The 23,906-nt window shown below is 70.0% G+C and carries 17 protein-coding genes; 13 read left to right on the plus strand and 4 right to left on the minus strand.

The window, feature by feature from the left end:
- Positions 1 to 237 precede the first annotated feature (237 nt).
- The gene (gene lexA / locus ACZ562_RS33380) at positions 238 to 1,017 is read right to left on the minus strand and encodes a transcriptional repressor LexA (protein WP_471187036.1); all 780 of its coding nucleotides are present in this window, start codon (positions 1,015 to 1,017) and stop codon (positions 238 to 240) included.
- A gap of 569 nt (positions 1,018 to 1,586) precedes the next feature.
- On the opposite strand from lexA, the gene nrdR reads away from it, so the two are divergent.
- The gene (nrdR, locus tag ACZ562_RS33385; RefSeq protein ID WP_471187039.1) at positions 1,587 to 2,150 is read left to right on the plus strand and encodes a transcriptional regulator NrdR; all 564 of its coding nucleotides are present in this window, start codon (positions 1,587 to 1,589) and stop codon (positions 2,148 to 2,150) included.
- Between the two features lie 162 nt (positions 2,151 to 2,312).
- The gene (locus ACZ562_RS33390; protein WP_471187042.1) at positions 2,313 to 5,216 is read left to right on the plus strand and encodes a vitamin B12-dependent ribonucleotide reductase; all 2,904 of its coding nucleotides are present in this window, start codon (positions 2,313 to 2,315) and stop codon (positions 5,214 to 5,216) included.
- A gap of 396 nt (positions 5,217 to 5,612) precedes the next feature.
- On the opposite strand, the gene ACZ562_RS33395 is transcribed toward ACZ562_RS33390, so the two are convergent.
- On the minus strand, positions 5,613 to 6,146 hold the full coding sequence (locus ACZ562_RS33395; protein WP_471187107.1) for a TerD family protein: 534 nt from the start codon (positions 6,144 to 6,146) through the stop codon (positions 5,613 to 5,615).
- A gap of 159 nt (positions 6,147 to 6,305) precedes the next feature.
- Between ACZ562_RS33395 and ACZ562_RS33400 the strand changes: the two genes are divergently transcribed.
- The 3 genes from ACZ562_RS33400 to ACZ562_RS33410 all read left to right on the plus strand — a co-directional run bounded on the left by ACZ562_RS33400 (position 6,306) and on the right by ACZ562_RS33410 (position 8,608).
- Complete coding sequence (locus tag ACZ562_RS33400) at positions 6,306 to 6,911, plus strand: YdbC family protein (RefSeq protein WP_471187045.1); 606 nt, start codon at positions 6,306 to 6,308, stop codon at positions 6,909 to 6,911.
- Between the two features lie 119 nt (positions 6,912 to 7,030).
- Positions 7,031 to 7,690 (plus strand): histidine phosphatase family protein, encoded by a 660-nt coding sequence (locus tag ACZ562_RS33405; RefSeq protein WP_471187048.1) that lies wholly within the window; start codon positions 7,031 to 7,033, stop codon positions 7,688 to 7,690.
- Positions 7,691 to 7,702: 12 nt separating this feature from the next.
- Positions 7,703 to 8,608: an ADP-ribosylglycohydrolase family protein gene (locus ACZ562_RS33410; protein WP_471187051.1), complete on the plus strand. Its 906-nt coding sequence runs from the start codon at positions 7,703 to 7,705 to the stop codon at positions 8,606 to 8,608.
- Between the two features lie 367 nt (positions 8,609 to 8,975).
- On the opposite strand, the gene ACZ562_RS33415 is transcribed toward ACZ562_RS33410, so the two are convergent.
- Positions 8,976 to 10,523, minus strand: a complete 1,548-nt coding sequence (locus ACZ562_RS33415; RefSeq protein ID WP_471187054.1) for an MFS transporter — start codon at positions 10,521 to 10,523, stop codon at positions 8,976 to 8,978.
- A gap of 184 nt (positions 10,524 to 10,707) precedes the next feature.
- Here ACZ562_RS33415 and ACZ562_RS33420 point away from each other — a divergent pair, with 184 nt between their 5' ends.
- The 3 genes from ACZ562_RS33420 to ACZ562_RS33430 all read left to right on the plus strand — a co-directional run bounded on the left by ACZ562_RS33420 (position 10,708) and on the right by ACZ562_RS33430 (position 12,824).
- On the plus strand, positions 10,708 to 11,331 hold the full coding sequence (locus ACZ562_RS33420; RefSeq protein ID WP_471187057.1) for a TetR/AcrR family transcriptional regulator: 624 nt from the start codon (positions 10,708 to 10,710) through the stop codon (positions 11,329 to 11,331).
- Between the two features lie 81 nt (positions 11,332 to 11,412).
- Positions 11,413 to 12,114 carry a ribonuclease HII gene (locus tag ACZ562_RS33425; protein ID WP_471187110.1) on the plus strand — a complete coding sequence of 234 codons (702 nt, stop codon included), beginning with the start codon at positions 11,413 to 11,415 and terminating at the stop codon, positions 12,112 to 12,114.
- A gap of 68 nt (positions 12,115 to 12,182) precedes the next feature.
- The gene (locus ACZ562_RS33430; protein WP_471187060.1) at positions 12,183 to 12,824 is read left to right on the plus strand and encodes a hypothetical protein; all 642 of its coding nucleotides are present in this window, start codon (positions 12,183 to 12,185) and stop codon (positions 12,822 to 12,824) included.
- A 453-nt stretch (positions 12,825 to 13,277) separates the two neighbouring features.
- Here the strand turns inward: ACZ562_RS33430 and ACZ562_RS33435 are convergent, their stop codons facing one another.
- Positions 13,278 to 13,913 (minus strand): hypothetical protein, encoded by a 636-nt coding sequence (locus tag ACZ562_RS33435; protein ID WP_471187063.1) that lies wholly within the window; start codon positions 13,911 to 13,913, stop codon positions 13,278 to 13,280.
- Between the two features lie 937 nt (positions 13,914 to 14,850).
- On the opposite strand from ACZ562_RS33435, the gene ACZ562_RS33440 reads away from it, so the two are divergent.
- The 5 genes from ACZ562_RS33440 (at position 14,851) to ACZ562_RS33460 (ending at position 23,736) form a co-directional block, all read left to right on the plus strand.
- Complete coding sequence (locus ACZ562_RS33440; protein ID WP_471187066.1) at positions 14,851 to 17,010, plus strand: RecQ family ATP-dependent DNA helicase; 2,160 nt, start codon at positions 14,851 to 14,853, stop codon at positions 17,008 to 17,010.
- Between the two features lie 184 nt (positions 17,011 to 17,194).
- The gene (locus tag ACZ562_RS33445) at positions 17,195 to 18,919 is read left to right on the plus strand and encodes a DUF4192 domain-containing protein (protein ID WP_471187069.1); all 1,725 of its coding nucleotides are present in this window, start codon (positions 17,195 to 17,197) and stop codon (positions 18,917 to 18,919) included.
- Between the two features lie 1,010 nt (positions 18,920 to 19,929).
- Positions 19,930 to 20,688 (plus strand): NUDIX hydrolase, encoded by a 759-nt coding sequence (locus ACZ562_RS33450; protein WP_471187072.1) that lies wholly within the window; start codon positions 19,930 to 19,932, stop codon positions 20,686 to 20,688.
- A gap of 99 nt (positions 20,689 to 20,787) precedes the next feature.
- On the plus strand, positions 20,788 to 22,686 hold the full coding sequence (locus ACZ562_RS33455; RefSeq protein WP_471187113.1) for an ABC transporter ATP-binding protein: 1,899 nt from the start codon (positions 20,788 to 20,790) through the stop codon (positions 22,684 to 22,686).
- 162 nt (positions 22,687 to 22,848) lie between these two features.
- Positions 22,849 to 23,736 carry a FadR/GntR family transcriptional regulator gene (locus ACZ562_RS33460; protein ID WP_471187075.1) on the plus strand — a complete coding sequence of 296 codons (888 nt, stop codon included), beginning with the start codon at positions 22,849 to 22,851 and terminating at the stop codon, positions 23,734 to 23,736.
- Positions 23,737 to 23,906: the final 170 nt, after the last annotated feature.

Genomic DNA, 23,906 nt, shown 5'->3' on the forward strand with positions numbered 1-23,906 from the left:
GTGTTGGTGGGGAGTGGGTTCGGGTTGTTTTTTTTTTGGGTGGGGGGGAACACGCCCGGCGACTCCCCCTCTCTCCTTTTTTTGTCCCCCCAAACAACAAAACCCAGGGCGGCGAAGTGGATTTGAGGCCTCGGGTGACTGGCGGAGCCGGACGGCACAGGGCCCCGGAACCGGCGCAGGGGTCCCGGGGCCCGGTCAGGGGACGGGGGGTCTGGTCGGGCCCGTCCGCCGCAGCCGTCAGACGCGCCGCAGCACCGCCACCACCTTGCCGAGGATGGTTGCGTCATCACCGGGAATCGGTTCGTAGGCCGAGTTGTGCGGGAGGAGCCAGACGTGGCCGTCCTCGCGCTTGAAGCGCTTGACGGTGGCCTCGCCGTCGAGCATCGCGGCCACGATGTCGCCGTTCTCGGCCACAGGCTGGCGGCGGACCGTGACCCAGTCCCCGTCACAGATGGCGGCCTCGATCATCGAGTCGCCGACGACCTTCAGCACGAACAGCTCTCCGTCACCGACCAGCTGCCGGGGAAGGGGGAAGACGTCCTCGACCGACTCCTCCGCGAGGATCGGGCCACCGGCGGCGATGCGGCCGACCAGCGGCACGTAGGACGCGGCCGGCTTGCCCGCGGTGTCCGTGGGCTGTACCGAGGTGCCCTGGTCGGAGCCGCGCACCTCGTACGCGCGCGGGCGGTGTGGGTCGCGGCGCAGGAAGCCCTTGCGCTCGAGCGCCATCAGCTGGTGTGCGACCGAGGACGTGCTGGACAGGCCGACGGCCTGGCCGATCTCCCGCATCGACGGCGGGTAGCCGCGCCGCTGCACGGAGTCCCTGATGACCTCGATCACCCGACGCTGGCGGTCGGTGAGCCCGGAGCTGTCCGCCCGGATGCCTGGAGGTCGGCCCGGCAGGGAGCGCTTGTGCCCCTCGGGATTCGCGGCTTCGTTCATCGCATGCACCGGCTCGAGTCGGCCCTGGGAGCGGTCCTGGGCAGTGATGGTGGCACTGTCTGCGGTGGTGGTCACGTCGGCGGCCCCTCTCGATGGTCTCCCTGCTGGACAACGGTAGTTGCTTTCGAAAGGTTGCGCCAAACACACGTTCGAGTGAAAAACCGTGAAGCGCCTGACTTGATCATGTGTCTAGGTGTATGGGTGACGCGCTGCCCCACGGCCGAAGGTGCCCGTTGTTGTACTCTTCACCGCCGGGGCGGCGACCTCGTGGGTCGCTGCTCCAGTCTGCCATCCGGCCCCCCGGCAACCGTGGACCGACCCCCATCTGTGCGGCAGTCCCGCGTCGCCTCCCTGCGGCGCCCACGGTATCTCCGCGACGGCCGCAGCGGTACGGCCGTGCGGATCCGTGTCCGCCGCACCGGTACGGCCGCCGGGCACCTGCCGATGCGCGATCGACACGCGCGGGCGGTGTGTATGTATGAGCCAATCCCCACATCTAGTGGTTGGATTGCGGCAGCAGCCCAGAAGTTGTGGTCCCCCGGGTCTTCGGGCCCTCGCTGATCGCCTATGCTTGGGGCTGCTTCGAGGGGCCCGTGTGGTCTCTTGGGGCTATTGAGTCTGCTGTGAGGAGGGGTTGGGAGTTCATGCACTGTCCCTTCTGCAGGCACCCCGACAGCCGCGTCGTCGACAGTCGTACGACCGACGACGGCACGTCGATCCGCAGGCGCCGCCAGTGTCCTGACTGCTCCCGTCGTTTCACGACCGTGGAGACGTGCTCGCTCATGGTGGTCAAGCGGTCCGGAGTCACCGAGCCTTTCAGCCGCACCAAGGTCATCAACGGGGTGCGCAAGGCATGCCAGGGACGGCCTGTCACCGAGGACGCGCTCGCCCAGCTCGGCCAACGGGTCGAGGAGGCGGTGCGGGCCACCGGAAGCGCCGAGCTGACCACCCACGACGTGGGGCTGGCCATACTCGGCCCGTTGCAGGAGCTCGATCTCGTCGCCTATCTGCGATTCGCCTCCGTCTACCGGGCATTCGACTCGCTCGAGGACTTCGAGGCCGCCATCGCGGAACTCAGGCAACAGACGGGGCACCCCGCCGCGGACGACGAGGACCGCGAAGGTGCTGTCACGGGGAGCCAGAAAGAAGACGACCGCGGGTCCGGGGGGACTGCTCAGACCCTGGAGCCCGCAGGCGCCGCCGACTGACCGGCGGGCCGGACCCGGACGGAGACTCCGGGCCCGGCCGGGCGGCGGCGAAAGAAGACCTGTTGCGGGGTGCGAAGAGGGTGCCCGCAACACCAGACAGAACACCGTGCCACGGGAACATCGGGGCACTTCAGGGCGTTTTCGCCCGTACAGGGAGGCGGCATGACAGAGACGGCGAGCGGTCCGGCACGAGGGTCCCGAGCCAAGGGCACCAAGGCCACCAAGGGACTCCGTATCGAGCGCATCCACACCACCCCCGGCGTGCACCCGTACGACGAGGTTGCGTGGGAGCGCCGTGACGTCGTCATGACCAACTGGCGCGACGGCTCGGTCAACTTCGAGCAGCGTGGCGTCGAGTTCCCCGGCTTCTGGTCGGTGAACGCGGTCAACATCGTCACCAGCAAGTACTTCCGCGGTGCCGTCGGCACCCCGCAGCGCGAGACCAGCCTCAAGCAGCTGATCGACCGCATCGTGAAGACGTACCGGCAGGCCGGCGAGGACTACAAGTACTTCGCCTCGCCCGCCGACGCCGAGATCTTCGAGCACGAGCTGGCGTACGCCCTCCTGCACCAGATCTTCAGCTTCAACAGCCCCGTCTGGTTCAACGTCGGCACCCCCCAGCCCCAGCAGGTATCCGCCTGCTTCATCCTGGCCGTCGACGACTCCATGGAGTCGATCCTCGACTGGTACAAGGAAGAGGGCATGATCTTCAAGGGCGGCTCCGGCGCCGGCCTGAACCTCTCCCGCATCCGTTCCTCCAAGGAACTGCTCTCCTCCGGCGGCAACGCCTCCGGGCCCGTCTCCTTCATGCGCGGCGCCGACGCCTCCGCAGGAACGATCAAGTCGGGTGGCGCCACCCGCCGCGCCGCGAAGATGGTCATTCTCGACGTCGACCACCCCGACATCGAGGACTTCATCGAGACCAAGGTGAAGGAAGAGGAGAAGATCCGCGCGCTGCGCGACGCGGGCTTCGACATGGACCTCGGCGGCGAGGACATCACCTCCGTCCAATACCAGAACGCCAACAACTCGGTCCGCGTGAACGACGAGTTCATGAAGGCGGTCGAGCAGGGGGGCAAGTTCGGCCTGCGCGCGCGGATGACCGGCGAGGTCATCGAAGAGGTCGACGCCAAGGCCCTCTTCCGCAAGATGGCCGAGGCGGCCTGGGCCTGCGCGGACCCCGGCATCCAGTACGACGACACCATCAACCACTGGCACACGTGCCCGGAGTCCGGCCGCATCAACGGCTCGAACCCCTGCAGCGAGTACATGCACCTGGACAACACGTCCTGCAACCTCGCCTCGCTGAACCTGATGAAGTTCCTGAAGGACGACGGCAAGGGCAGCCAGTCCTTCGACGTCGAGCGCTTCGCGAAGGTCGTCGAACTCGTCATCACCGCGATGGACATCTCCATCTGCTTCGCGGACTTCCCGACGCAGAAGATCGGCGAGAACACGCGCGCGTTCCGCCAGCTCGGCATCGGCTACGCCAACCTCGGCGCCCTGCTGATGGCGACCGGCCACGCCTACGACTCCGACGGCGGCCGCGCCCTCGCCGGAGCCATCACCTCCCTGATGACCGGCACGTCGTACAGGCGCTCCGCCGAACTCGCCGCGGTCGTCGGGGCGTACGACGGCTACGCCCGCAACGCCCAGCCGCACCTGCGTGTCATGAAGCAGCACGGCGACGCCAACACCGCGGCCGTCCGCATGGACGACCTGGACACACCGATCTGGGCCGCCGCCACGGAGGCCTGGCAGGATGTGCTGCGCCTCGGTGAGAAGAACGGTTTCCGTAACTCCCAGGCGTCCGTCATCGCCCCCACCGGCACCATCGGTCTGGCGATGTCCTGCGACACCACCGGCCTCGAGCCCGACCTCGCGCTGGTCAAGTTCAAGAAGCTCGTCGGCGGCGGCTCGATGCAGATCGTCAACGGCACCGTCCCGCAGGCCCTGCGCCGCCTCGGCTACCAGGAGGAGCAGATCGAGGCGATCGTCGCCCACATCGCCGAGCACGGCAATGTCGTCGACGCCCCGGGCCTCAAGCACGAGCACTACGAGGTCTTCGACTGCGCCATGGGCGAGCGCTCCATCTCCGCGATGGGCCACGTCCGCATGATGGCCGCGATCCAGCCGTGGATCTCCGGCGCCCTGTCCAAGACGGTCAACATGCCCGAGTCGGCGACCGTCGAGGAGGTCGAGGAGATCTACTTCGAGGCCTGGAAGATGGGCGTCAAGGCGCTCGCCATCTACCGCGACAACTGCAAGGTCGGCCAGCCGCTCTCCGCCAAGACCAAGGAGAAGGAGAAGTCCGCCACGGACACGGTCACGGCAAAGGCCGAGGCGACCATCCGCGAGACGGTCGAGAAGGTCGTCGAGTACCGTCCGGTCCGCAAGCGTCTCCCCAAGGGCCGACCCGGCATCACCACGTCCTTCACCGTGGGCGGCGCCGAGGGCTACATGACCGCCAACTCCTACCCTGACGACGGTCTCGGCGAGGTCTTCCTGAAGATGTCCAAGCAGGGCTCCACCCTCGCGGGCATGATGGACGCCTTCTCCATCGCCGTATCGGTCGGTCTGCAGTACGGCGTGCCGCTGGAGACGTACGTCTCGAAGTTCACGAACATGCGCTTCGAGCCGGCCGGTATGACGGACGACCCTGACGTGCGGATGGCCCAGTCGATCGTCGACTACATCTTCCGCCGCCTGGCGCTCGACTTCCTGCCCTTCGAGACGCGCTCCGCGCTCGGCATCCACTCGGCCGAGGAGCGCCAGCGCCATCTGGAGACGGGTTCGTACGAGCCGTCCATCGACGATGTCGACGTCGAGGGCCTGGCCCAGTCGGCGCCGCGCGCCCAGGAGCTGAAGGCAGTCGCCACGCCGAAGGCGGAGGTCGAGGCGGCCAAGCCCGCGCCGCAGCAGGCTCACACCAGCGCCGAGCTGGTGGAGATGCAACTGGGCATCCAGGCCGACGCACCGCTGTGCTTCTCCTGCGGTACGAAGATGCAGCGAGCCGGTTCCTGCTACATCTGCGAGGGCTGCGGTTCGACCAGCGGCTGCAGCTGACACAGGGCAGGGGCCCACGCCCCCGCCTGACAGGTGATCCCTGAGGAGGGGCGCCGGCCCTGCGCCGGCGCCCCTTTCTCGCCGTAAGCCCCTCGGCTGCTCCGGCAGGCCCGCAGCTTGCGATCATGGCCCCTCCGCACCAGTACGACGGCGGTACGGGCGGGATCTCCCGGTCGGCCCTCGACGCGCTTGGCGCGGACCTTCGCTCTCCGGATCCGGTCGTCCGGGACGAGCGGGCGTACGTCGCCGCAGTGCGCCTGATACCCACCTCGGGACGGCTTCGCGGCGGTACCTCGGCGGGAGGAGTGGTGGCACGCCACGATCACACACGGCGCGGCCGTCCTGGACGCCCTCGCGGAGACCCTCGTGATCGTTGCCCCCTGCACGGCCTGAGGCTCAGGGCTGCTGCGCCCGGCCCATGGTCCGCGTGAAAAGCACCGGGTCGTCTTCGAAGCCCTGGATGCCGGGGTGGAAGTCCCACGTGATGGCCCCTTCGCGCACGAACTCCCCGACCGTCGCCGCCGTCGAACCGAGCACGCCGCCGAAGTCGTCCTCGGCCAGGACCGTGTAACCCTCGCGGATCCGCAGGCCCGGGTTGGCCACGCTGACGAAGGTCCGGTGCGTGGAACGCTGTTGGATGACGACCCCGACCACCACGCGCGCGTACCGCCCGTCCAGCCGGTCGAGCTCCAGCGTCATGACCTCGTCCCAGCCGAAGCCCTTGCCGTCTTGGCTGTCCCGGTCGAGATTGATGGTGCCGTCGGGGGACCGGCTGTCGAAGTGCACCACATAGGCGGGATCACCGTGAGGGTCGCTCGCCAGGTAGGTCGCGGCCACGATGTCCAGATCGGTGGGCGGCTGTCCCGCCGGGCTGGGATCCCACTTGACCGCGACCTCCACCTTGCGGATCCCCTTGTTGAGGCCGTTCACCATGCGTCCCCTTCCCCGTGTCCCCATGTTGCCCCTCGGCTTGAACTGCCGGTCAGGCCAGGCCGGTTGTCCATCCTGCCACGCGCGCGGGCGGCCCGGCGCAAATGCTCTCCGTGAGACAGTGACCGACGCCACGCTCCGTGGCCTTACCATGGCGCGGTGCTGGTCAAGTGGATTCGCTGCACCGTGGTGGACCGCCGCGGCTTCGAGCGGGGGCAGCGAAAGTGGGCGGGGCTTCTGGGGGAGCCGGGATTTCGGGGACAGGGCGGAGGCTGGAGCCGGGGGCGGCCGGGAGTGGCGCACATCTTCGCCTTCTGGGAGAGCCGTGCCTTCTACGACTCCTTCATGGCCCGCTCCCACGACCGGCTGGCGGCGTCCCAGTCGGGCACCTTCAAGGACGCCCAGGTCAAACTGTTCGACCATCGCTTCGACGTGAAGACCGGCTTCGAGCCGCGATTCACCGACGCGGACCTGGTACGGGTCGCCCACTGCCGCATCCACGAGGAGCGCGCCGAGCACTTCACGCTGATGCAGGAGAAGGTCTGGAACCCCGCGATGGCCGGCTCGCCCGGCATGATCCGCGGGCTGTTCGGCGAGGCACCGGGCAACGAGTTCATGGTGCTGTCGATGTGGCGGTCCGCCGCCGAACACGGCAAGTACCGCACGGAGCGGGTGGAGCGGCTCGCCCTGCGGGCCCAGACGGAGGCGGACGTCGCGGCCCTCACGGGCGACATCGTGGAGCTGGAGCCGACCTGGACGGTCTGAAAAACGGACTTGCCGATCGTGCGCCCTTGTGTGACTCATGGTGCAGGAAGTGTGTGACCTACGCCGTATGGAGCCCGTACGGGTGCTCTGCAGGCCGTCACTCGATCTAGGGTTTCGGCATGGCACGACCACGGCGCATCGTCCTTGTCCGGCACGGAGAGTCAACGGGCAATGTTGATGACACCGTGTACGAGCGTAAGCCCGACCATGCGCTGGCCCTGACGGAGCGGGGCCGGCGGCAGGCCGAGGAGACGGGCGAACGGTTGCGCGAGGTGTTCGGCGGCGAGCGCGTCAGCGTGTACGTCTCCCCGTATCGCCGTACGCACGAGACGTTGCGCGCCTTCCACCTGGACCCCGCACTCATACGGGTGCGCGAGGAGCCTCGGCTCCGCGAGCAGGACTGGGGAAACTGGCAGGACCGCGACGACGTCCGGCTGCAGAAGACGTACCGGGACGCGTACGGGCACTTCTTCTACCGCTTCGCCCAGGGCGAGTCCGGTGCGGACGTCTACGACCGAGTCGGCGGCTTCCTGGAGAGCCTCTACCGCAGTTTCGAGGCGCCCGACCACCCGCCGAACGTGCTTCTGGTGACCCATGGACTGGCCATGAGGCTGTTCTGCATGCGCTGGTTCCACTGGACGGTCGCGGAATTCGAGTCGCTGTCGAACCCGGGGAACGCGGAGATGCGGATGCTCGTTCTCGGGGACGACGGCAAGTACGTGCTTGACCGGCCGTTCGAACGCTGGCGAGATCCGGAACCGTACGGGATCACCGGATAGAGTGGCAGAGCGATGACCGCTGACTCCTCTTTCGACGAGCGCCTGGAGCGCGCTCTGGCCAGCCTGCGCGGACTGGCGGTGGGAGACGCGCTGGGCTCACAGTTCTTCGTCCCGGCGAACTATCCGCTGCTCAAGCGCCGCGAACTGCCCTCCGGCCCGTGGCAGTGGACAGACGACACGGAAATGGCCTGCTCCGTTGTCGCTGTCCTGGCAGCCCACCACCGCATCGACCAGGACGAACTGGCCCACTCCTTCGCCACTCACCACGACTTCGACCGCGGCTACGGCCCCGCGGTCAACCGGCTGCTGCGGCTGATCCGGGAAGGCGGCGACTGGCGAGAGCTCGCCGCCGAGCTCTTCAACGGACAAGGGTCCTGGGGCAACGGCGCTGCCATGCGGATCGCGCCGCTGGGCGCCTGGTACGCGGACGATCCGGAGCAGGCGGCCCACCAGGCGGAGATCTCGGCGTACCCCACGCACCAGCACCGAGAAGCCGTGGTCGGAGCGATGGCTGTCGCGGCGGCCGCGGCGCTGGCTGCTTCCCCCGGCGGTCCGCCCAGCGCGGAGGTGCTTCTCGACGGAGTGATCGCACTCGTCCCGAAGAGCGCCGTCGGTGCGGGCCTGCGGCGGGCCAGGGACATGCTCGACTACGGCGATGCCGGCACTGTCGCGGCCGTTCTGGGCTGTGGTCGGCGCACGTCCGCACACGACACGGTGCCCTTCGCGCTCTGGTCGGCCGCGCGGGCCCTGGGCGACTACGAGCGGGCCTTCTGGACGACCGCGCAGGTCGGCGGCGACGTGGACACGACCTGCGCCATCGTGGGAGGGGTGATCGCCGGAGGGAAGGCGGGCGCCCCGCCTGCTACGTGGGCGGAGCAGACGGAGCCGCACCCGGAGTGGCTGACCGCCTCCGTCTGACGGGGAATGCCTGGGGCACACTCACGGATACTCTCTGTGAGAATCGGGAACTCTGCGTGACCGGCCGTCCGTTGTCGTGTCATCCGCTGTGTGAGGCATGGGCTCGCACCGGCAGGTGGCACGAGGGGGCGCGGGGGTGGTCATGCAGTTCGTACTGATCGCGGTGGATGTGTCGGCTGTTCTGGCTGTTCTGCTTGCTCTGTCTCCGCTGCGAGGAGGGCGGGGCGCCCCCCGGCAGGCGTTCCTCCGGCAGGACGGTGTGTTGCCGAGTCCGGGGTGGGGTGTGCGGATGACCGGACCGTCGTCCTCGCCGTCGGTCCTCTGGACCTGGCCCGGCCGTCCACGTCTCCTGGAGGGCCCAGCCGGCTCAGCCGGCGCCCGGTCCCGCCGTTCCGGCGAGCGCCTCCAGATCGCTTTTGCGGACCCGGATCACCAACCAGGCGCTGACCAGGGCGAGTACGGCCATCGCCGAAGCCGCGACGAAGCCCGTCGAGATGCCCTGGGCGAGCACCTCATGGCCCCACGGCGCGGGCAGCTGATGAGACTTGGCGAACTCCGCCTTCTGCTCCGCCGACGCGTCGGAGAGGAACTTCGGCAGCTGCTTCTCCGCCTCGTCCTGGCTGGCCGCGCCGAAGACCGTTGTCAGGATGGACAGACCGAGCGAACCACCCACCTGCTGCGTGGTGTTGAGCAGTCCGGACGCCGCGCCCGCCTCGTGCTGGGCGACTCCGGAGACCGCGGTGACCGTCAGCGTCACGAAGTTCAGGCCCATGCCGAATCCGAACACCAGCATCGGGCCGAGCACTCCGCCGACGTAGGAGCTGTCGGAGCCGATGAGGGTCTGCCAGCCCAGCCCGGTCACCGCGAGCGCCGAGCCGGCGACCATGAACGGCTTTGGGCCGAGTACCGGCAGGAACCGCTGGGACAGGCCCGCGCCGAGCGCGATCACGACCGTCACGGGCAGGAAGGCGAGGCCCGCCTCGATCGGGCTGTACCCCAGCACGTTCTGCACGAAGAGCACGATGTAGAAGAACATCCCGAACATCGCCGCGGCGAGACTCAGCATGATCACATACGTGCCGGAGCGATTTCGGTCGGCGAACATCCGCAGCGGGGTGATCGGCTCCTTGGCGCGGGTCTCGATGAACGCGAAGGCCACCAGCAGGACCACCGCGGCGCCGAAGGACCCGACGGTCAGAGTGTCCCGCCAGCCCTCGTCGGCCGCGCGGATGAAGCCGTAGACGAGGGACGCCATACCCGCCGTCGAGGTCAGCGCGCCCGCGATGTCGAAGCGTCCGGTGTGGCGTTCGGACTCGCTGATGTACAGCGGTGTGAGCACGGCGATCGCCACGCCGATCGGTACGTTGACGAAGAGCACCCAGCGCCAGTCGAGCCACTCCGTGAGCATGCCGCCGGCAAGCAGACCGATGGCACCACCGCCGGCAGAGACCGCGGCGAAGACGCCGAAGGCCCGGTTCCGCTCGGGACCCTCGGGAAACGTCGTGGTGATCAGCGCCAGCGACGTGGGCGATGCGATCGCGCCGCCCATGCCCTGCAGGACGCGTGCGGCCAGCAACTGCCAGGGCTCCTGGGCCAGCCCGCCGAGCAGCGACGCGAAGGTGAAGAGCAGGATGCCGGTCATGAAGACCCGGCGGCGCCCGAGGATGTCTCCGGCCCTTCCGCCGAGGAGCAGCAGACCGCCGAAGGTGAGCGTGTAGGCGCTGACGACCCAGGTGAGGTCGGTGGTGCTGAACTTGAGAGCGGCTTGAATGTGCGGGAGTGCGATGTTCACAATCGTCGCGTCGAGTACAACCATGAGTTGGCAGGCCGCGATGACGGTGAGCGCTATGCCGGGATGTCCCTCCCGGCGTGCCGCACCTGGTTTCTGGTCCTGAGTCAGCTGAGAGGTTGTCACTATGAGTCCCCCACAAGTGCCTTAGTGAACGATCGCGTTCACTGTCGCGTCAACGGTAGTGAGTCCTCCGTTGTGAACGCAAGCGTTCACTCACGTTGCCGTCGTGTGGCACGCCCCCTTGCCGTCGCACGGTGTCCCCGTCCCCCCGGAACCCCCGCTCCCCATGCTCGCTGGAGAAACTCAGATGGTTACCTCGCGCTGGACGGCCGCCCCCGCTCAGACGGCCTCCCTTCGTCGGCGCGGCGCCGTACTCGAACGCGCCATCCTCGATGCCGCGCTGGAGCAACTCAGTACGGTCGGCTGGAACGGACTCACGATGGAGGGCGTGGCCGCCGGCGCTCAGACCGGCAAGGCCGCCGTCTACCGTCGCTGGCCGTCCAAGGAGGACCTCGTCGCGGACGCGCTGCAGGCCGGACTGCCGCGTTTCGAGGAGGTGCCCGACCTGGGTGGCGTGCGCGAGGACCTGCTCGCGCTGTGTCGGCATGCGCGTGACGCGATGTTCTCCCGCCCCGGTTTCGCGCTGCGCGCGGTGATTCACGAATGCGATCCAACTCAGGCTGAGCGCTTCCACGGCGTGATCTTCGAAGGGGTCGTGGAGCCGACCATCAAGCTGGTCCGCGCGGTCATCACCCGTGGAATAGAACGAGGAGAGGTACGGTCCGACGCGGCGAACGGCTATGTTTTCGACGCCATCCCAGCCATGATGATGTACCGCACAAAGATACGCGCATGCGAATGGAACGATCGTGATCTCGAGGAGATGATCGACCAGTTGATGCTTCCGCTGCTGCGGCCGAGCGGTGCGTGATCGTGGGTTGCGGAACTCGTGACGTAGCTCGGGGAACCAGGGTGTCGCAGGATGATCCGTGCGGCGTACGCTAAGGGCGCCATGCCGTACGAACCACCTACCCACACCGTCGAGCGCTCCCTTCGCGCGACGACCGGAGCGAAGGTCATTGCCGGTGTCGACGAGGTCGGGCGCGGCGCGTGGGCCGGCCCCGTCACCGTCTGTGCGGCGATCACCGGACTGCGTCGGCCCCCCGAGGGCCTCACCGACTCCAAGCTGCTCACCATCAAGCGGCGTACTGAGCTTGCGGCGGTGCTCCAGGCGTGGGTGACCTCGTATGCGCTGGGGCATGCCTCGCCGGAGGAGATCGACGACCTCGGGATGACGGCCGCGCTGCGGCTCGCGGCGGGACGCGCTCTGGACGCCCTTCCGGTCCGCCCCGACGCCGTGATCCTCGACGGGAAGCACGACTATCTCGGAGCGCCCTGGCAGGTCCGCACAGTCATCAAGGGCGACCGGTCCTGTGTGGCGGTCGCGGCGGCCTCGGTGATCGCCAAGGTTCAGCGCGACAAAATGATGGCCGAACTGGGCATCGACCATGCAGACTTCGATTTTGCGGCCAACGTCGGGTATCCGTCGCCCGTGCACAAGGCCGCGCTGGAGGTGCGGGGCCCCACCCCGTACCACCGTTTGTCGTGGGCGTATCTTGATGCGCTGCCCCAGTGGCGGCACCTCAAGAAGGCCCGCAGCTGGGCGGACGGAAGCGTTCCGGAGATCGAGGGTCAGCTCGGCTTCGATTTCTGACGAGTCCGCTCGCACTCATGTGCCACCCGCCGATGCGAGCCGCACCAACGTTTGATAAACATCAGCTCATGCCTCTCATTCCCGAGGAGCCTCAGATTCACGAGAGTGCCCAGGGTCCCCGCGCCATTCCGGCCAGCGGCCGCACCGCGCCGACCCCTCGCCCTGTACCCGGCCCCCGCCCTGCGGCTCCGCCGCGCCCCGGCCGTCCGGGCCCCATGCGGCCCGCGCCGCCGGTGCAACGTACGCCGCGCGACGTGGCCACGGCCACGCCCGAACCGTCGGGTCCGGCCGCCCCTGCCGCCTCCTCTCCGGCACCGGCGACTCCGCAGATCCAGCTGATCCCGGCCTCGGCCCAGGGTGCGCTGGACGCTGCCGAGGAAGCCGTCGACCTGCTGCTGGAGACGGGCCGTGCCCCTGGTGAGGTGCTGGTGATCACCACCGGCGAACCGCACCCGTGGGCTGCCCACGAGCTGTCGTTCGGCGAAGCCTCCTACTGGGCCCAGCACGACGCGGGCGACGACGTGTTCTACGCGGACGCCACCACGGCGGCCCGCGCCGCGTCCCGTCCCGTGATCGTGGTCGCCGTCAACGGCGGTTCCGACGCTGCGGCAGCCACCGTCCTGCCGCTGGCCCATGCCCGGGCCGGCGCCCTGCTGATCGTCTGTGGCGACCCGCAGCAGATCAACTCCGTGCTGGGCGCGGGCGTCTGAGCCTGCTCCGGCCGTCCGGGCGACGCAGGGGCGACGCGAGGTGCCGTTGCGGCGGCACCTGGACGGCAGTGGGAGTTCCGGCGTGCGGGCATCTGCACGACGCGCTTCGGCCTGCGCCCCCAACCGGTATGAACGGCGTTCGCAGGCCACCGACCCGGCCTGCGCGTCCCGCTCTCGAGCCCGGATGGTCGGGGTGGGTGTTCCGCGCCGGGCGACCACGCGGCATTCGGGCAGAGAGTCCGTCGTACGGGCAGAGAGTCCGCCGAGGGTGGCGGACCGCGGCCGTACGTACCGTGGGTGCGTCCGCACGGCGGGGCAGGGGTCGTACGCACCGTGGGTTCGTCCTCACGGCCGGGGGCAGGAGTCGTACGCGTGCTGCCGCCCGTCGTACGGAATCGCTGTGGGTCCGGTGCTGAACGACGGCGGTATGCGACTGAGGCTCGGCTTTCCGCTTCAGCGGGCCGCCGCGCGGCGGAGGACCTCCGACACGGCCCCGCCCGTACGGGGCAACGGTGGCGGGGCTTCGGACATGGCGAAGGGCTCCGGCGCCGAGTCCGCGTTCGGACGGCGTCCGCCGCGACCCTCACCGAGGACCTGCCAGCCGTCCCGGGTCAGCGTGATGTACGCCCCGCAGCGCAGCCCGTGCAGGGTGCAGGCGTCACGCAGCCCCCACATCCAGGCGCCGTCCTCCTGCGTCCAACGCGCGTCACCCTCACGGCAGTAGAGCAGCACGGCGGTGCGCACCGGCGTGCGGCGCCGCAGATCGTGCGGGATCACCCGGCGCAGCTGGGCGAGCAGCGAGTTGCGGAACATCCAGCCGTCGGCCGGCGCCGGGCGCCGGGTGAACGAGGCGCTCGCCAGCAGCCGCTCGTCCGGATCGAGGACCGCCACGATCGCGGTCGCCGGCCCCGGGCGATGCCGTGAGTGCAGTCCGCTGACGACCTCGCGGGGGTTGCGCAGCAGGGGGATTCCGGCGGCGGCCCACTCCGCAGGTTCGAGCATGCGGGCCAGGGGGTTGGCGGATGCGGCGGACAACTCGGCAGGAGACGAGGTTGATGCCGCGGAGGACGGAGCAAATCCGAAGGTCACGGTCCTCCCTTCGGCTACGCGCCCACACTGCGGGCGGGGTCGGATTCGGGGGAGCGCGCACCGCAGCAGAGCCCTACCGGACCACGGGCGAGGCGTGCGGGGAGCGGACTCCAATTCTTCCTGCCGAACTTGGTTGCGGCAACGAGCAATTGAGCCCACCGACCCTTATTGGGTCGTTCATGGCTTATATCCCTACCCAGTGCTTCGCCGGGCGACGCATGGGGGATCCGGGCACGACAAGTCCGCATACTGCCGAGTGCCGCTCCACGCAGGGCGCAGGCCGCACTGCTCGGGCCAGGGCCGGCGCAACGCCTCCTTGGTATCTGACTGCAGAAGCAGGTCGGGCGGCGAAAGCGAGTGTCCGCCCGTCCTCGGTCAGGTTGTTGCGGCCGATCGCGGAGATTGTGCTGCCGAGCGACTCGATCAGCTGTGGGCCTGGTGCGTGAAGGCAAGGCGACCACGCCGGCGGGGCGAGCCACGGCGTCCGCTGCTCCCGGTGCCCATCCGCCCGGCGACTTGGCCAAGTCGGACAGCACGGTCACGACCGCGCTCGCCACGCTGTCGGCACGGACCCGTCCGGGTCTGGGGTGAGGGCAGCGGGCGCAGTCGATTGCCCCAGCCGAGGCCGGAAGGCGGCCCGAGCGCGGCCCCGGCGGCCTGCTCGCAGGGCGGGAGCGCGTACCCGGCGGTGTCCAGGGCAGGTGTCCAGGACACCGCTGGAGACCTCGGCCGTGAACCCTGCGCCGGCGCGGCTAGTCGACGACGAGGACGCCGGTGGCGTGTGCTCTGACGTGCGAAAACGCGCCGATCGAGGGTGATCGTGGCCGATGCTCGGCCATAGGCTCGTCGATCAATCCGTGGCCGGTTACCTTTCGCGAGCCCTGCGGCACGTTGAGTGAACTAGCCGATTGTGCTTGCCGTCGGGTTGCATGGGGGCATGGACAACCTGGAGCTCCGCGCTGAAGCCGACGCCATTCTCGCTGAGCTTGTCGGTGACCCTGGGGGTTCGGCGCGGTTGCGGGAGGATCAGTGGCAGGCGGTGGCGGCTCTGGTGGAGGAGCGCCGGCGTGCCCTGGTGGTGCAGCGCACCGGCTGGGGCAAGTCGGCGGTGTACTTCGTTGCCACCGCTCTGCTGCGCAGGCGTGGCTCCGGCCCGACGGTGATCGTCTCGCCGCTGCTGGCGCTGATGCGTAACCAGGTCGAGTCGGCGGCGCGGGCAGGTATCAGGGCGCGCACCATCAACTCGGCCAATCCGGAGGAGTGGGACACGATCCAAGAGGAGGTGGAGCGCGGCGAAACGGACGTCCTCCTCGTCAGCCCGGAACGTCTCAATTCTGTGGATTTTCGTGAGCAGATGCTGCCCAAGCTCGCGGTCACCACGGGGCTGTTGGTAGTCGACGAGGCGCACTGCATCTCCGACTGGGGGCACGACTTCCGGCCCGACTATCGCCGGTTGCGGGCGATGCTGGCCGAACTCGCCCCCGGGGTACCGGTGCTTGCCACGACGGCGACCGCGAACGCGCGGGTCACAGCGGATGTGGCCGAGCAGTTGGGTACCGGCGCAGGCGAGGCACTGGTGCTGCGGGGAACGCTGGAGAGGGAGAGTCTGCGGCTGGGTGTGGTCCAGCTGCCGGACGCCGCGCATCGCCTGGCCTGGTTCGCCGACCACCTGGACCAGCTGCCGGGGTCCGGGATCATCTACACGCTGACGGTGGCCGCGGCGGAGGAGGCCACCGCCTTTCTGCGGCAGCGGGGCTTCCGGGTGGCTTCCTACACGGGGCGTACGGAGAACGCTGACCGGCTGCAGGCTGAGGCCGATCTGCTGGAGAACCGGGTCAAGGCCCTGGTCGCGACTTCGGCGCTCGGTATGGGCTTCGACAAGCCGGACCTGGGCTTCGTGGTGCACCTCGGCTCGCCGTCCTCGCCGATTGCCTACTACCAGCAGGTGGGGCGTGCGGGGCGCGGTGTGGCCCACGCCGACGTGCTGCTGTTGCCGGGCAAGGAGGACGAGGCCATCTGGCGCTACTTCGCCGATACCGCGTTCCCGCCCGAAGCGCAGGTTCGCCAGACCCTCTCGGCCCTCGCCGGTGCCGGACGACCGCTGTCCGTGCCTGCCCTGGAGGCAGTGGTCGATCTTCGGCGCAGCCGCCTGGAGACGATGCTGAAGGTGCTGGATGTCGACGGTGCGGTCAAGCGGGTGAAGGGCGGCTGGATCTCCACCGGAGAGCAGTGGGTCTACGACTCCGAGCGGTACGCCTGGGTCGCTCGGCAGCGGGCGGCGGAGCAGCAGGCCATGCGCGATTACGTGAGCACGTCCCGGTGCCGGATGGAGTTCCTGCGGCAGCAGCTGGACGACGAGAGGGCGATCCCGTGCGGCCGTTGCGACAACTGTGCCGGGGCCTGGGCAGACTCCTCCGTCTCGGCGGAGGCCATGACGGGGGCGGCGAAGGAACTGGACCGCCCGGGGGTGGAGGTCGAGCCGCGCCGAATGTGGCCGACGGGGATGCCCGCACTGGGCATTGACCTGAAGGGCCGTATCCCGGCCAACGAGCAGTGCTCCACCGGGCGCGCCCTGGGACGGCTCTCGGACATCGGCTGGGGCAACCGGCTGCGCCCGCTGCTGGCCGAGAACGCGCCTGACAGTCCGCTCCCCGACGATGTCCTGCGTGCCGTGATTGCGGTCCTCGCCGACTGGGCGCGGTCTCCGGGCGGCTGGGCTTCGAACGATCCGGACGCCTCTGCCCGGCCGGTGGGAGTCGTCGCTGTGCCGTCCCTCGCCCGGCCGCACCTGGTCGGCTCCCTCGCCCAGGGAATCGCGACCATCGGCCGCATCCCCTACCTGGGCACGCTGACGTACACCGGGCCGAATGGCGCCCATGCGGCACGACGCAGCAACTCCGCACAACGCCTAAGGGCCCTGGCCACCGCCTTCAGCGTCCCTGAGGACCTGGGCGCCGCCCTGGCCAGTACCTCGGGCCCTGTCCTGCTCGTGGACGACTGCACCGACTCCGGCTGGACCCTCGCCGTCGCCGCCCGCCTGCTACGTCGAGGAGGCGCCGACCAGGTTCTGCCGCTGGTCCTTGCCGCAGCCGGCTGAGGCCGTCGTGTGCAGCGCTTCGCCTCGCTGCTGTTCCTCATGCACCCCCTGCAACAGGACGCCACTGACAGACGGGCGCCGTGCGGTGTGACGGCCGACCGCACCGGACCTCGACTGACGTGTCCCTGATTGGAGTTATCCACAGGGCAAAACGGGAAACGGCGATCTACGGGATCGTCGGCGCATGACGAATCACAGCGAAACGAGTGGATCCTCAGGCAACGGCGACATCAGCGGACGATCCTTTGACAACGGTGACGACCACGGGCGAGCGGCACGTGAGGCTCACCGGGCGGGCGCGGAAGACGCGGTTGCCGGGAGTGACGAGCCCGTCGAGTGCCTGAGTTACGAAGCTCACGGAGGCGAGCACCAGGTCACCCTGCGCACCCCGGCCGAACTGGCCGACGCCCTGCCGTATCTGCTCGGGTACCGCCCCGAGGACAGCATCGTTCTGGTCGCTCTGCACGACAGGAGCGGGCGCGGCCGGTTCGGCGGCCGCGCCCGGCTCGGCATTCCGGCGAACGAGGACGACTGGGCCGCCGTGGCCAGGCAGCTTGCCCACGGCCTGATCACGGGCTGCGAGCGGAGATGCGCCAAGCCCGAGCAGATGGTCGCCTATCTCTGCCAGGAGCCGGCGATGGGCGAGTCCGGTCAGCAGGTCAAGGAGCGGCTGGCCTCCCTCGCAGGGATGCTGCGCACGGAGTGCGGCCGACTCGATGTGCCCGTGATCGAGGCGCTGTGCATCTCCGACGGGCGATTCTGGTCCTACTGCTGCCCGAGCGAGGGGTGTTGTCCTCCCGAAGGACTGCCGATGGGGCTGCCCGGCACCTCCGTGCTGGCCGCCGCGGCGACCTACGCCGGAATTCAGGTGCGGGGGACACTGCGCGAGATGCGGGCCAGGCTGCAGCCTTGGGAAACCGCCGCGGCACTGCGTCAGGAGGCCGTCCTGGACACCACCAGCATGCGGTTGGTCCCCAGGATGCTCGATGAGGCCGGACGGGCGGACGTGGCCGAGGAGACCATCGGACTCGCCGGGAGGGTGCTGACGCGCTTCGCCGAAGCACCGCTCGTCGCGGGCCCTCTCCAGGCGGACCTCCGCGACGACGAACTCCTCGGACATGAAGAAGCCGCCACCCTGATCCTCGGCCTGCAGGACCGCACGACCCGAGACCGCGCCGCCGAATGGATGGAAGGCGACGAGGCGGGCCCGGCGCTCCGTCTGTGGCGAGCCCTCGCCCGCCGCTGTGTCGGCCCGTACGGCGAACACGCGGCGGCCCCGCTCACCCTGGCCGGCTGGGTGGCCTGGTCCACCGCGGACGGCATCGAGGCACGGGAAGCACTGGCCATGGCTCTGGGCGCGGATCCCGGCTACTTCTTCGCCCGACTCCTGCACCAGGCATGCAACGAGGACCTCGACCCGGAGTCGATCCGCCGGTGTCTGCGTGCGGAACGCGAGAGGCGCGCGCTGTCGGGAGGCGGAGTGAGGCGTGGCGAGCAAGGGTCCGAGGCCCCAACGGTCTCGTCGCCGGACGATTCGCAGCAGGACATGTCCCAGCAGGACATGTCCCAGCGGGGCGCGACGCAGCAGGCCGTGGCGACCAGTGCGGGCTGCGGAGGGGCCCAACCGGGTCCCTCATCCGGTGTGGCTTCCCGCCGTCGACGGCGGACTCGTTCCGCCACTTGCCCGGACAGCGGCTCCAACCCAGCGGCAGCGGGAGCGCGGCAGTCGGGAGGACGACAGTCAGGAGTGGGCGGGTCTCGCCCTCGGCCTCGGGCGGTGGGCGGTTCCCGCCCCGGCGCGCGGAGGCTCGCGGGTCGCCGTACCTCGGGGAACGACGCTCCCCGGGGGAGCAGCACCAGCCCCGGGAGCCTGAGTCCAGGGAGCGACGCCCCCGAGGGGAAGGAGTGAGAGAAGGCCGGTACGGGATGGCCGACTCCGCCGGCTCATCGGCCGGCGACGGGAGGGGTGTGCGCTTGTTCTGGCGGAGGAGGGCGCCGCGCGGCCCAATGGAGACGCGCCCCCTTGAGATCACCGCACGCCAGAGGGCTGACGGTGCCCGACGGCGGGGTACGGGCATCGGCGGCCCCGCGCCCTCCAGACCGCCGTCATTCGATCGGGGGCCGCAGCGGTGGCCGACCGGCGGCCGACCGAGTTCCGGACGGACGCCTCGTGCCGCATCTCGGAGCAGCAGCGTCCACTGCTCGACGGCGGCCCGTTAAGCGCGGCACGCATCCGCCCGGGCTGCTCGACGAGGCGCAGACCGAAGGACTCGCGGCTGCTCCGGAGCCGTGCCCTGGACTCCGGCCGGAGACTGCGGGGGCCGGGCGCGAAAGGCGGCGGATACGACCCCTTCGACCACCGCACAGGCGCCGTCCGGGCCGATGAGACGGCAACTCGGCATCGCCGGCATGGCCACCTCCGCTTTCGCGATGGAGAATGGATCGCTGCCGGGAGGCCTTCTCGGCGCGGGCGAGACCTTCGGGACCAGCTTTCCGAGACGCACGCCGGTGAACAACGGACCGGCGGGAGTGCGCCCGACCGTCCCGGCGGCCTGCCGCCGCCTCCGCCACGCAGCGGCAGCCGGTGCACTGATTCTCACCACCCTCGCGCGTATCCGCCCCGACGCACCGTCCGGGACGGTCATGCAACGGCCGGTGAGCCGTGCGCCTCTGGGAGAGATCGGGCTGACGGACACGCGGGTTGCGCGGCCCCGCCTTCGTACGAGTCGGCCGGCTGGGTCTCGCCTTGGTCGAGGAAGCGGCGGACGGACTGCAACTGGGGGTGTGACCTGGTAAGACGCGATGCCGGACGACAGCATCCGGCCAATCGTGAGGCAGCTGCCGGACCGATGTGGATCAGCCGCCGATGCGGCCGACGAAGGGAGTGTTTATCGTCAGGCAGACGACTATGATCGCCGCATGCCCTACGACCCGTCAGCCTTTCCGCCCTTCGCCGTCACTGTGGACCTGGTCGTGCTGACCGTGCGCCGCCATGCCCTGTGCGCGCTGGCGGTGCGCAGGGGCGAGCCGCCGTTCCAGGGACGCTGGGCGCTCCCCGGTGGCTTCGTGCGGGCAGACGAGGATCTGGCGCAGGCCGCGGCGCGCGAGTTGGCCGAGGAGACCGGGCTGCGCGCGCACGACCCGTCCGTGCCCGCCCAGGACAACGGCGCCCACCTGGAACAGCTCGCGACCTACGGCGACCCCAAGCGCGATCCCCGGATGCGCGTGGTCAGCGTCGCCCATCTCGCGCTCGCCCCCGACCTGCCGGCGCCGCGGGCGGGCGGCGATGCGAGCAACGCGCGCTGGGCGCCCGTGGAGGAGCTGCTGCAGCAGGGCGGTTACGGTCGGGACGGCGAGCCCGTCGCACCGCTCGCCTTCGATCACCACCAGATCCTGGCGGACGGCGTGGAGCGCGCCCGATCCAAGATCGAGTACTCGTCGCTGGCCACCGCGTTCTGCCCGCCCGAGTTCACCGTCGGCGAGCTGCGCCGCGTCTACGAGGCGGTGTGGGCGGTGGCGCTCGACCCGCGCAATTTCCACCGCAAGGTCACGGGCACACCGGGCTTCCTCGTTCCCACCGGCGGTACGACCACACGCCAGGGCGGGCGCCCGGCCCAGCTCTTCCGCGCCGGTGGCGCCACTCTGCTCAACCCTCCGATGCTGCGCCCCGAGGTCTGACACCAGGGTCCGTGGGGCAGCTGGTGGACGGGCCCGCGACCGAATCACGGCGGGCTCGCTATGCCCGAAAACCGGACATAGCGCGCTATCTTGCTGCAGGTGATCCAGGCCTTCGGACTGACCAGCAACCCCCGCAAGGAGCTTCCGCCCGCCCTCGACGACGTCTCCTTCGAAGCGCGCGCAGGCCGTGTCACCGTGCTCCTCGGCGCGCCCGGCGCCGGCAAGTCGACGGCGCTCAGACTCATGCTCGAACTCCAACAGGGCCGGGGCATCACCTACTTCAGAGGCCGCCCGCTGCACCGCATCGCACACCCGTCGCGCGAAGTCGGCGTACTCCTCGGGGACGTGCCGGGCCATCCCGCCCGCACCGTCCGTGGCCACCTGCGCATGCTGTGCGCCGCCGCAGGTGTCCCGGTCCGGCGCGCCGACGAAGTCCTTGAGGCGGTCGGCCTCGTCAGCCTGCGCGACGAACGGCTCGGCACCCTCTCGCGTGGCATGGACCGTCGCCTCGGCCTGGCCTGCGCCCTGCTGCCCGCCCCGCACACCCTGGTGCTCGACGACCCCGCCCACGGCCTCTCCGCCCGCGAAAGCCACTGGCTGCACGGCATGCTGCGGGCGCACGCGGCCCAGGGTGGCACGGCCCTGTTCGCGACGGCCGACCCGAAGGAGGCCGCGCGCACCGCCGACCAGGTCGTCACCCTCGCGGAGGGCCGGCTCGTCGCCGACCAGGAGGCCTCGGACTTCGCCCGCACCAGGCTGCGCCCCCGCGTCGCCGTCCGCAGCCCGCACGCCACCCGCCTCGCAGCACTTCTCGCCAAGGAGGCCCGCACCGCGCAGCGCTCCGTCGAAGTAGTACGCGAGGACGGCAACCGCCTGTCCGTGTATGGCAGTACGTGCGCCCATGTCGGCGAAACCGCTTTCCGACACGACATCCTCGTCCACCAACTCGCCGACGAAATCGGGGACATGGGGCCGCGCGCGAGCGTGCGCCCTTCGGCCGCCTCTGACGCGTCCGAGGGAGCGAGGTCGGACGGCAAGGCACAGGAGGCGGCGGCAGAAACCCGCGTGACCGGTCAGACCGGTCAGACCGGTCAGACCGGTCAGGCCGGACCGCCCGCAGGCAAGGCCGAAGGGGAAGCCCGCACCCCGGGGAGCGCACCAGCGGCCGAGGCGCGCGCAGCGATCAACACCTCGTCCCCCCTTCCACCGCCCATCTCCGTACGCTCCGCGCCCAGCCCCCTGCGTCCGCTGCGCTACGAGCTGCGCCGCGCCGCCGGGATCGGCACCGGGTTCCTCACCGGCGCTGCCGTCCTCGTTGCCTCCGCCCTCACCGCCCTGGTCCTGGCCCGTGTCGGCCACACTCCCCAGCCGCGCCTGCTGGCCGCCTGGCCGCGGGAGCTGCCGCTGCCGCCCGCGGCCCTCGGTGCGGGCCTGCTCGGGGCGCTCGCCTTCGGCGACGAGTTCCGCCACCCCGCTCTTGCGGCGGACCGCGGCACCGTGCCCCGCCGGCTGGGACTGCTTGCCGCGAAACTCGTCGTTGCCGCGGTCACGGCGCTGCTGCTGGCCCTGCTCACGGTGGGCTGCGACGCCGAATTGCTCTATCTCGTCTACGGTCGGGAGCTCGTGGAAGTTCCGGCCGACTGGTGGTCACTGGGCGTGAGTTGGATCGGGTTCGTGATCGGATGCGCCTGGGCCGGCGTGCTGGCGGCGGGCACCTTCCGGTCCACCACGGCCGGGCTCGCGGCGGTGGTCGCCGTACCCGTCCTGGTCGTGCCCCTCGTACAAAAGGCCTCGGAAGGGCCGTCCGTGCGGACGGCGGCCGGCTTGCCCGCGCGGCTGCGCGAGGTGTTTCTGGCGCAGTGGCCCTTCGGAGGGGATCGCTATCTGGCTGCCGTGGCACGGCTGATCGTCCAACCCGTCGGTGGCGCGCTGACGTTGTCTCTGGCGGCCCTGCTCGGCGCGTATCTGCTCACGACCCTGCGCCGCAGGGTCCGATGACCACCGTCCGCACCCTTCGGATCCAGCCCTGCGCACAACTTCCCGGGGAACGCCCATTTCTTTCCGATAAGGCGTCAATTGCGACGGGGTGAGCGATCACCCTTTCGTGTGCTTTTCACCAAAGCCCTCAAGGGAGTTGGAGACAGCGCCGACAAAGGATGCGTGAGTACCCTTGCGCACACCATGATGACCGCCGCCCGCTCCGCAGACTCCGGTCTCGCCGGCCCGGGCGAACTCGACCGCTACCCCTACGCCGAGGCGCCGGCCGCCGACCGCATCGGGGCCCCCGTCTGGGAGGGCACGGACCCGGAGCTGGGCCGCGTGGGCCGGCGCGCGGCAGGCAGCCGCGGCCGCGGGCTGCACGGCCAACTCGTCCAGCAGCTGGGCCAGATGATCGTCTCCGGTGACCTGGGCGCCGACCGGCCGCTGGTGCCCGAGGAGATCGGACAGCGCTTCGAGGTCTCCCGCACCGTCGTCCGTGAGTCCCTCCGCGTCCTGGAGGCCAAGGGGCTGGTCAGCGCCCGCCCCAACGTCGGCACGCGCGTGCGCCCCGTCAGCGACTGGAATCTGCTCGACCCGGACATCATCGAGTGGCGGGCCTTCGGGCCGCAGCGGGACGACCAGCGTCGCGAGCTGAGCGAGCTGCGCTGGACCATCGAGCCGCTCGCGGCACGCCTCGCCGCCGGGCACGGCCGCGAGGACATCCAGCAGCGGCTCGCCGACATGGTCGAGATCATGGGCCACGCCATGGCGCAGGGTGACGCGCTCACCTTCTCCCGAGCCGACGCGGAGTTCCACTCCCTGCTCATCCAGGTCGCCGGCAACCGGATGCTGGAACACCTTTCCGGGATCGTGTCGGCCGCCCTGCAGGTCTCCGGCGGCCCGGTTACCGGCTGTGACCGCCCGAACGACACGTCGCTGGGGCACCACGGAAGGATCGTCGACGCCCTCGCCGCCGGAGACGGCACGGCGGCCGAGGCGGCCATGCGGCAACTGCTCACCGTCCACCCCGAGGTGGAGCGCGTGGTGCCTGCGCCGCGCGAACACTGACCGCGCACCGAGGACGGCGCGGCCGGGGGGTGTCTTCCTCCTCCTTTGGCACCGCTCGGCCGGCGAACCGTCTCCGTCGGACCCCGCACAGGATCTTCAGGGATCCGGCGGGGTCCGACGGCGCGACGAGGCGGCCGATCTGTCACGGCGTACCCGGTCAGACTCACAGC

The sequence above is a fragment of the Streptomyces sp. NPDC040410 genome (genome assembly GCF_055595715.1).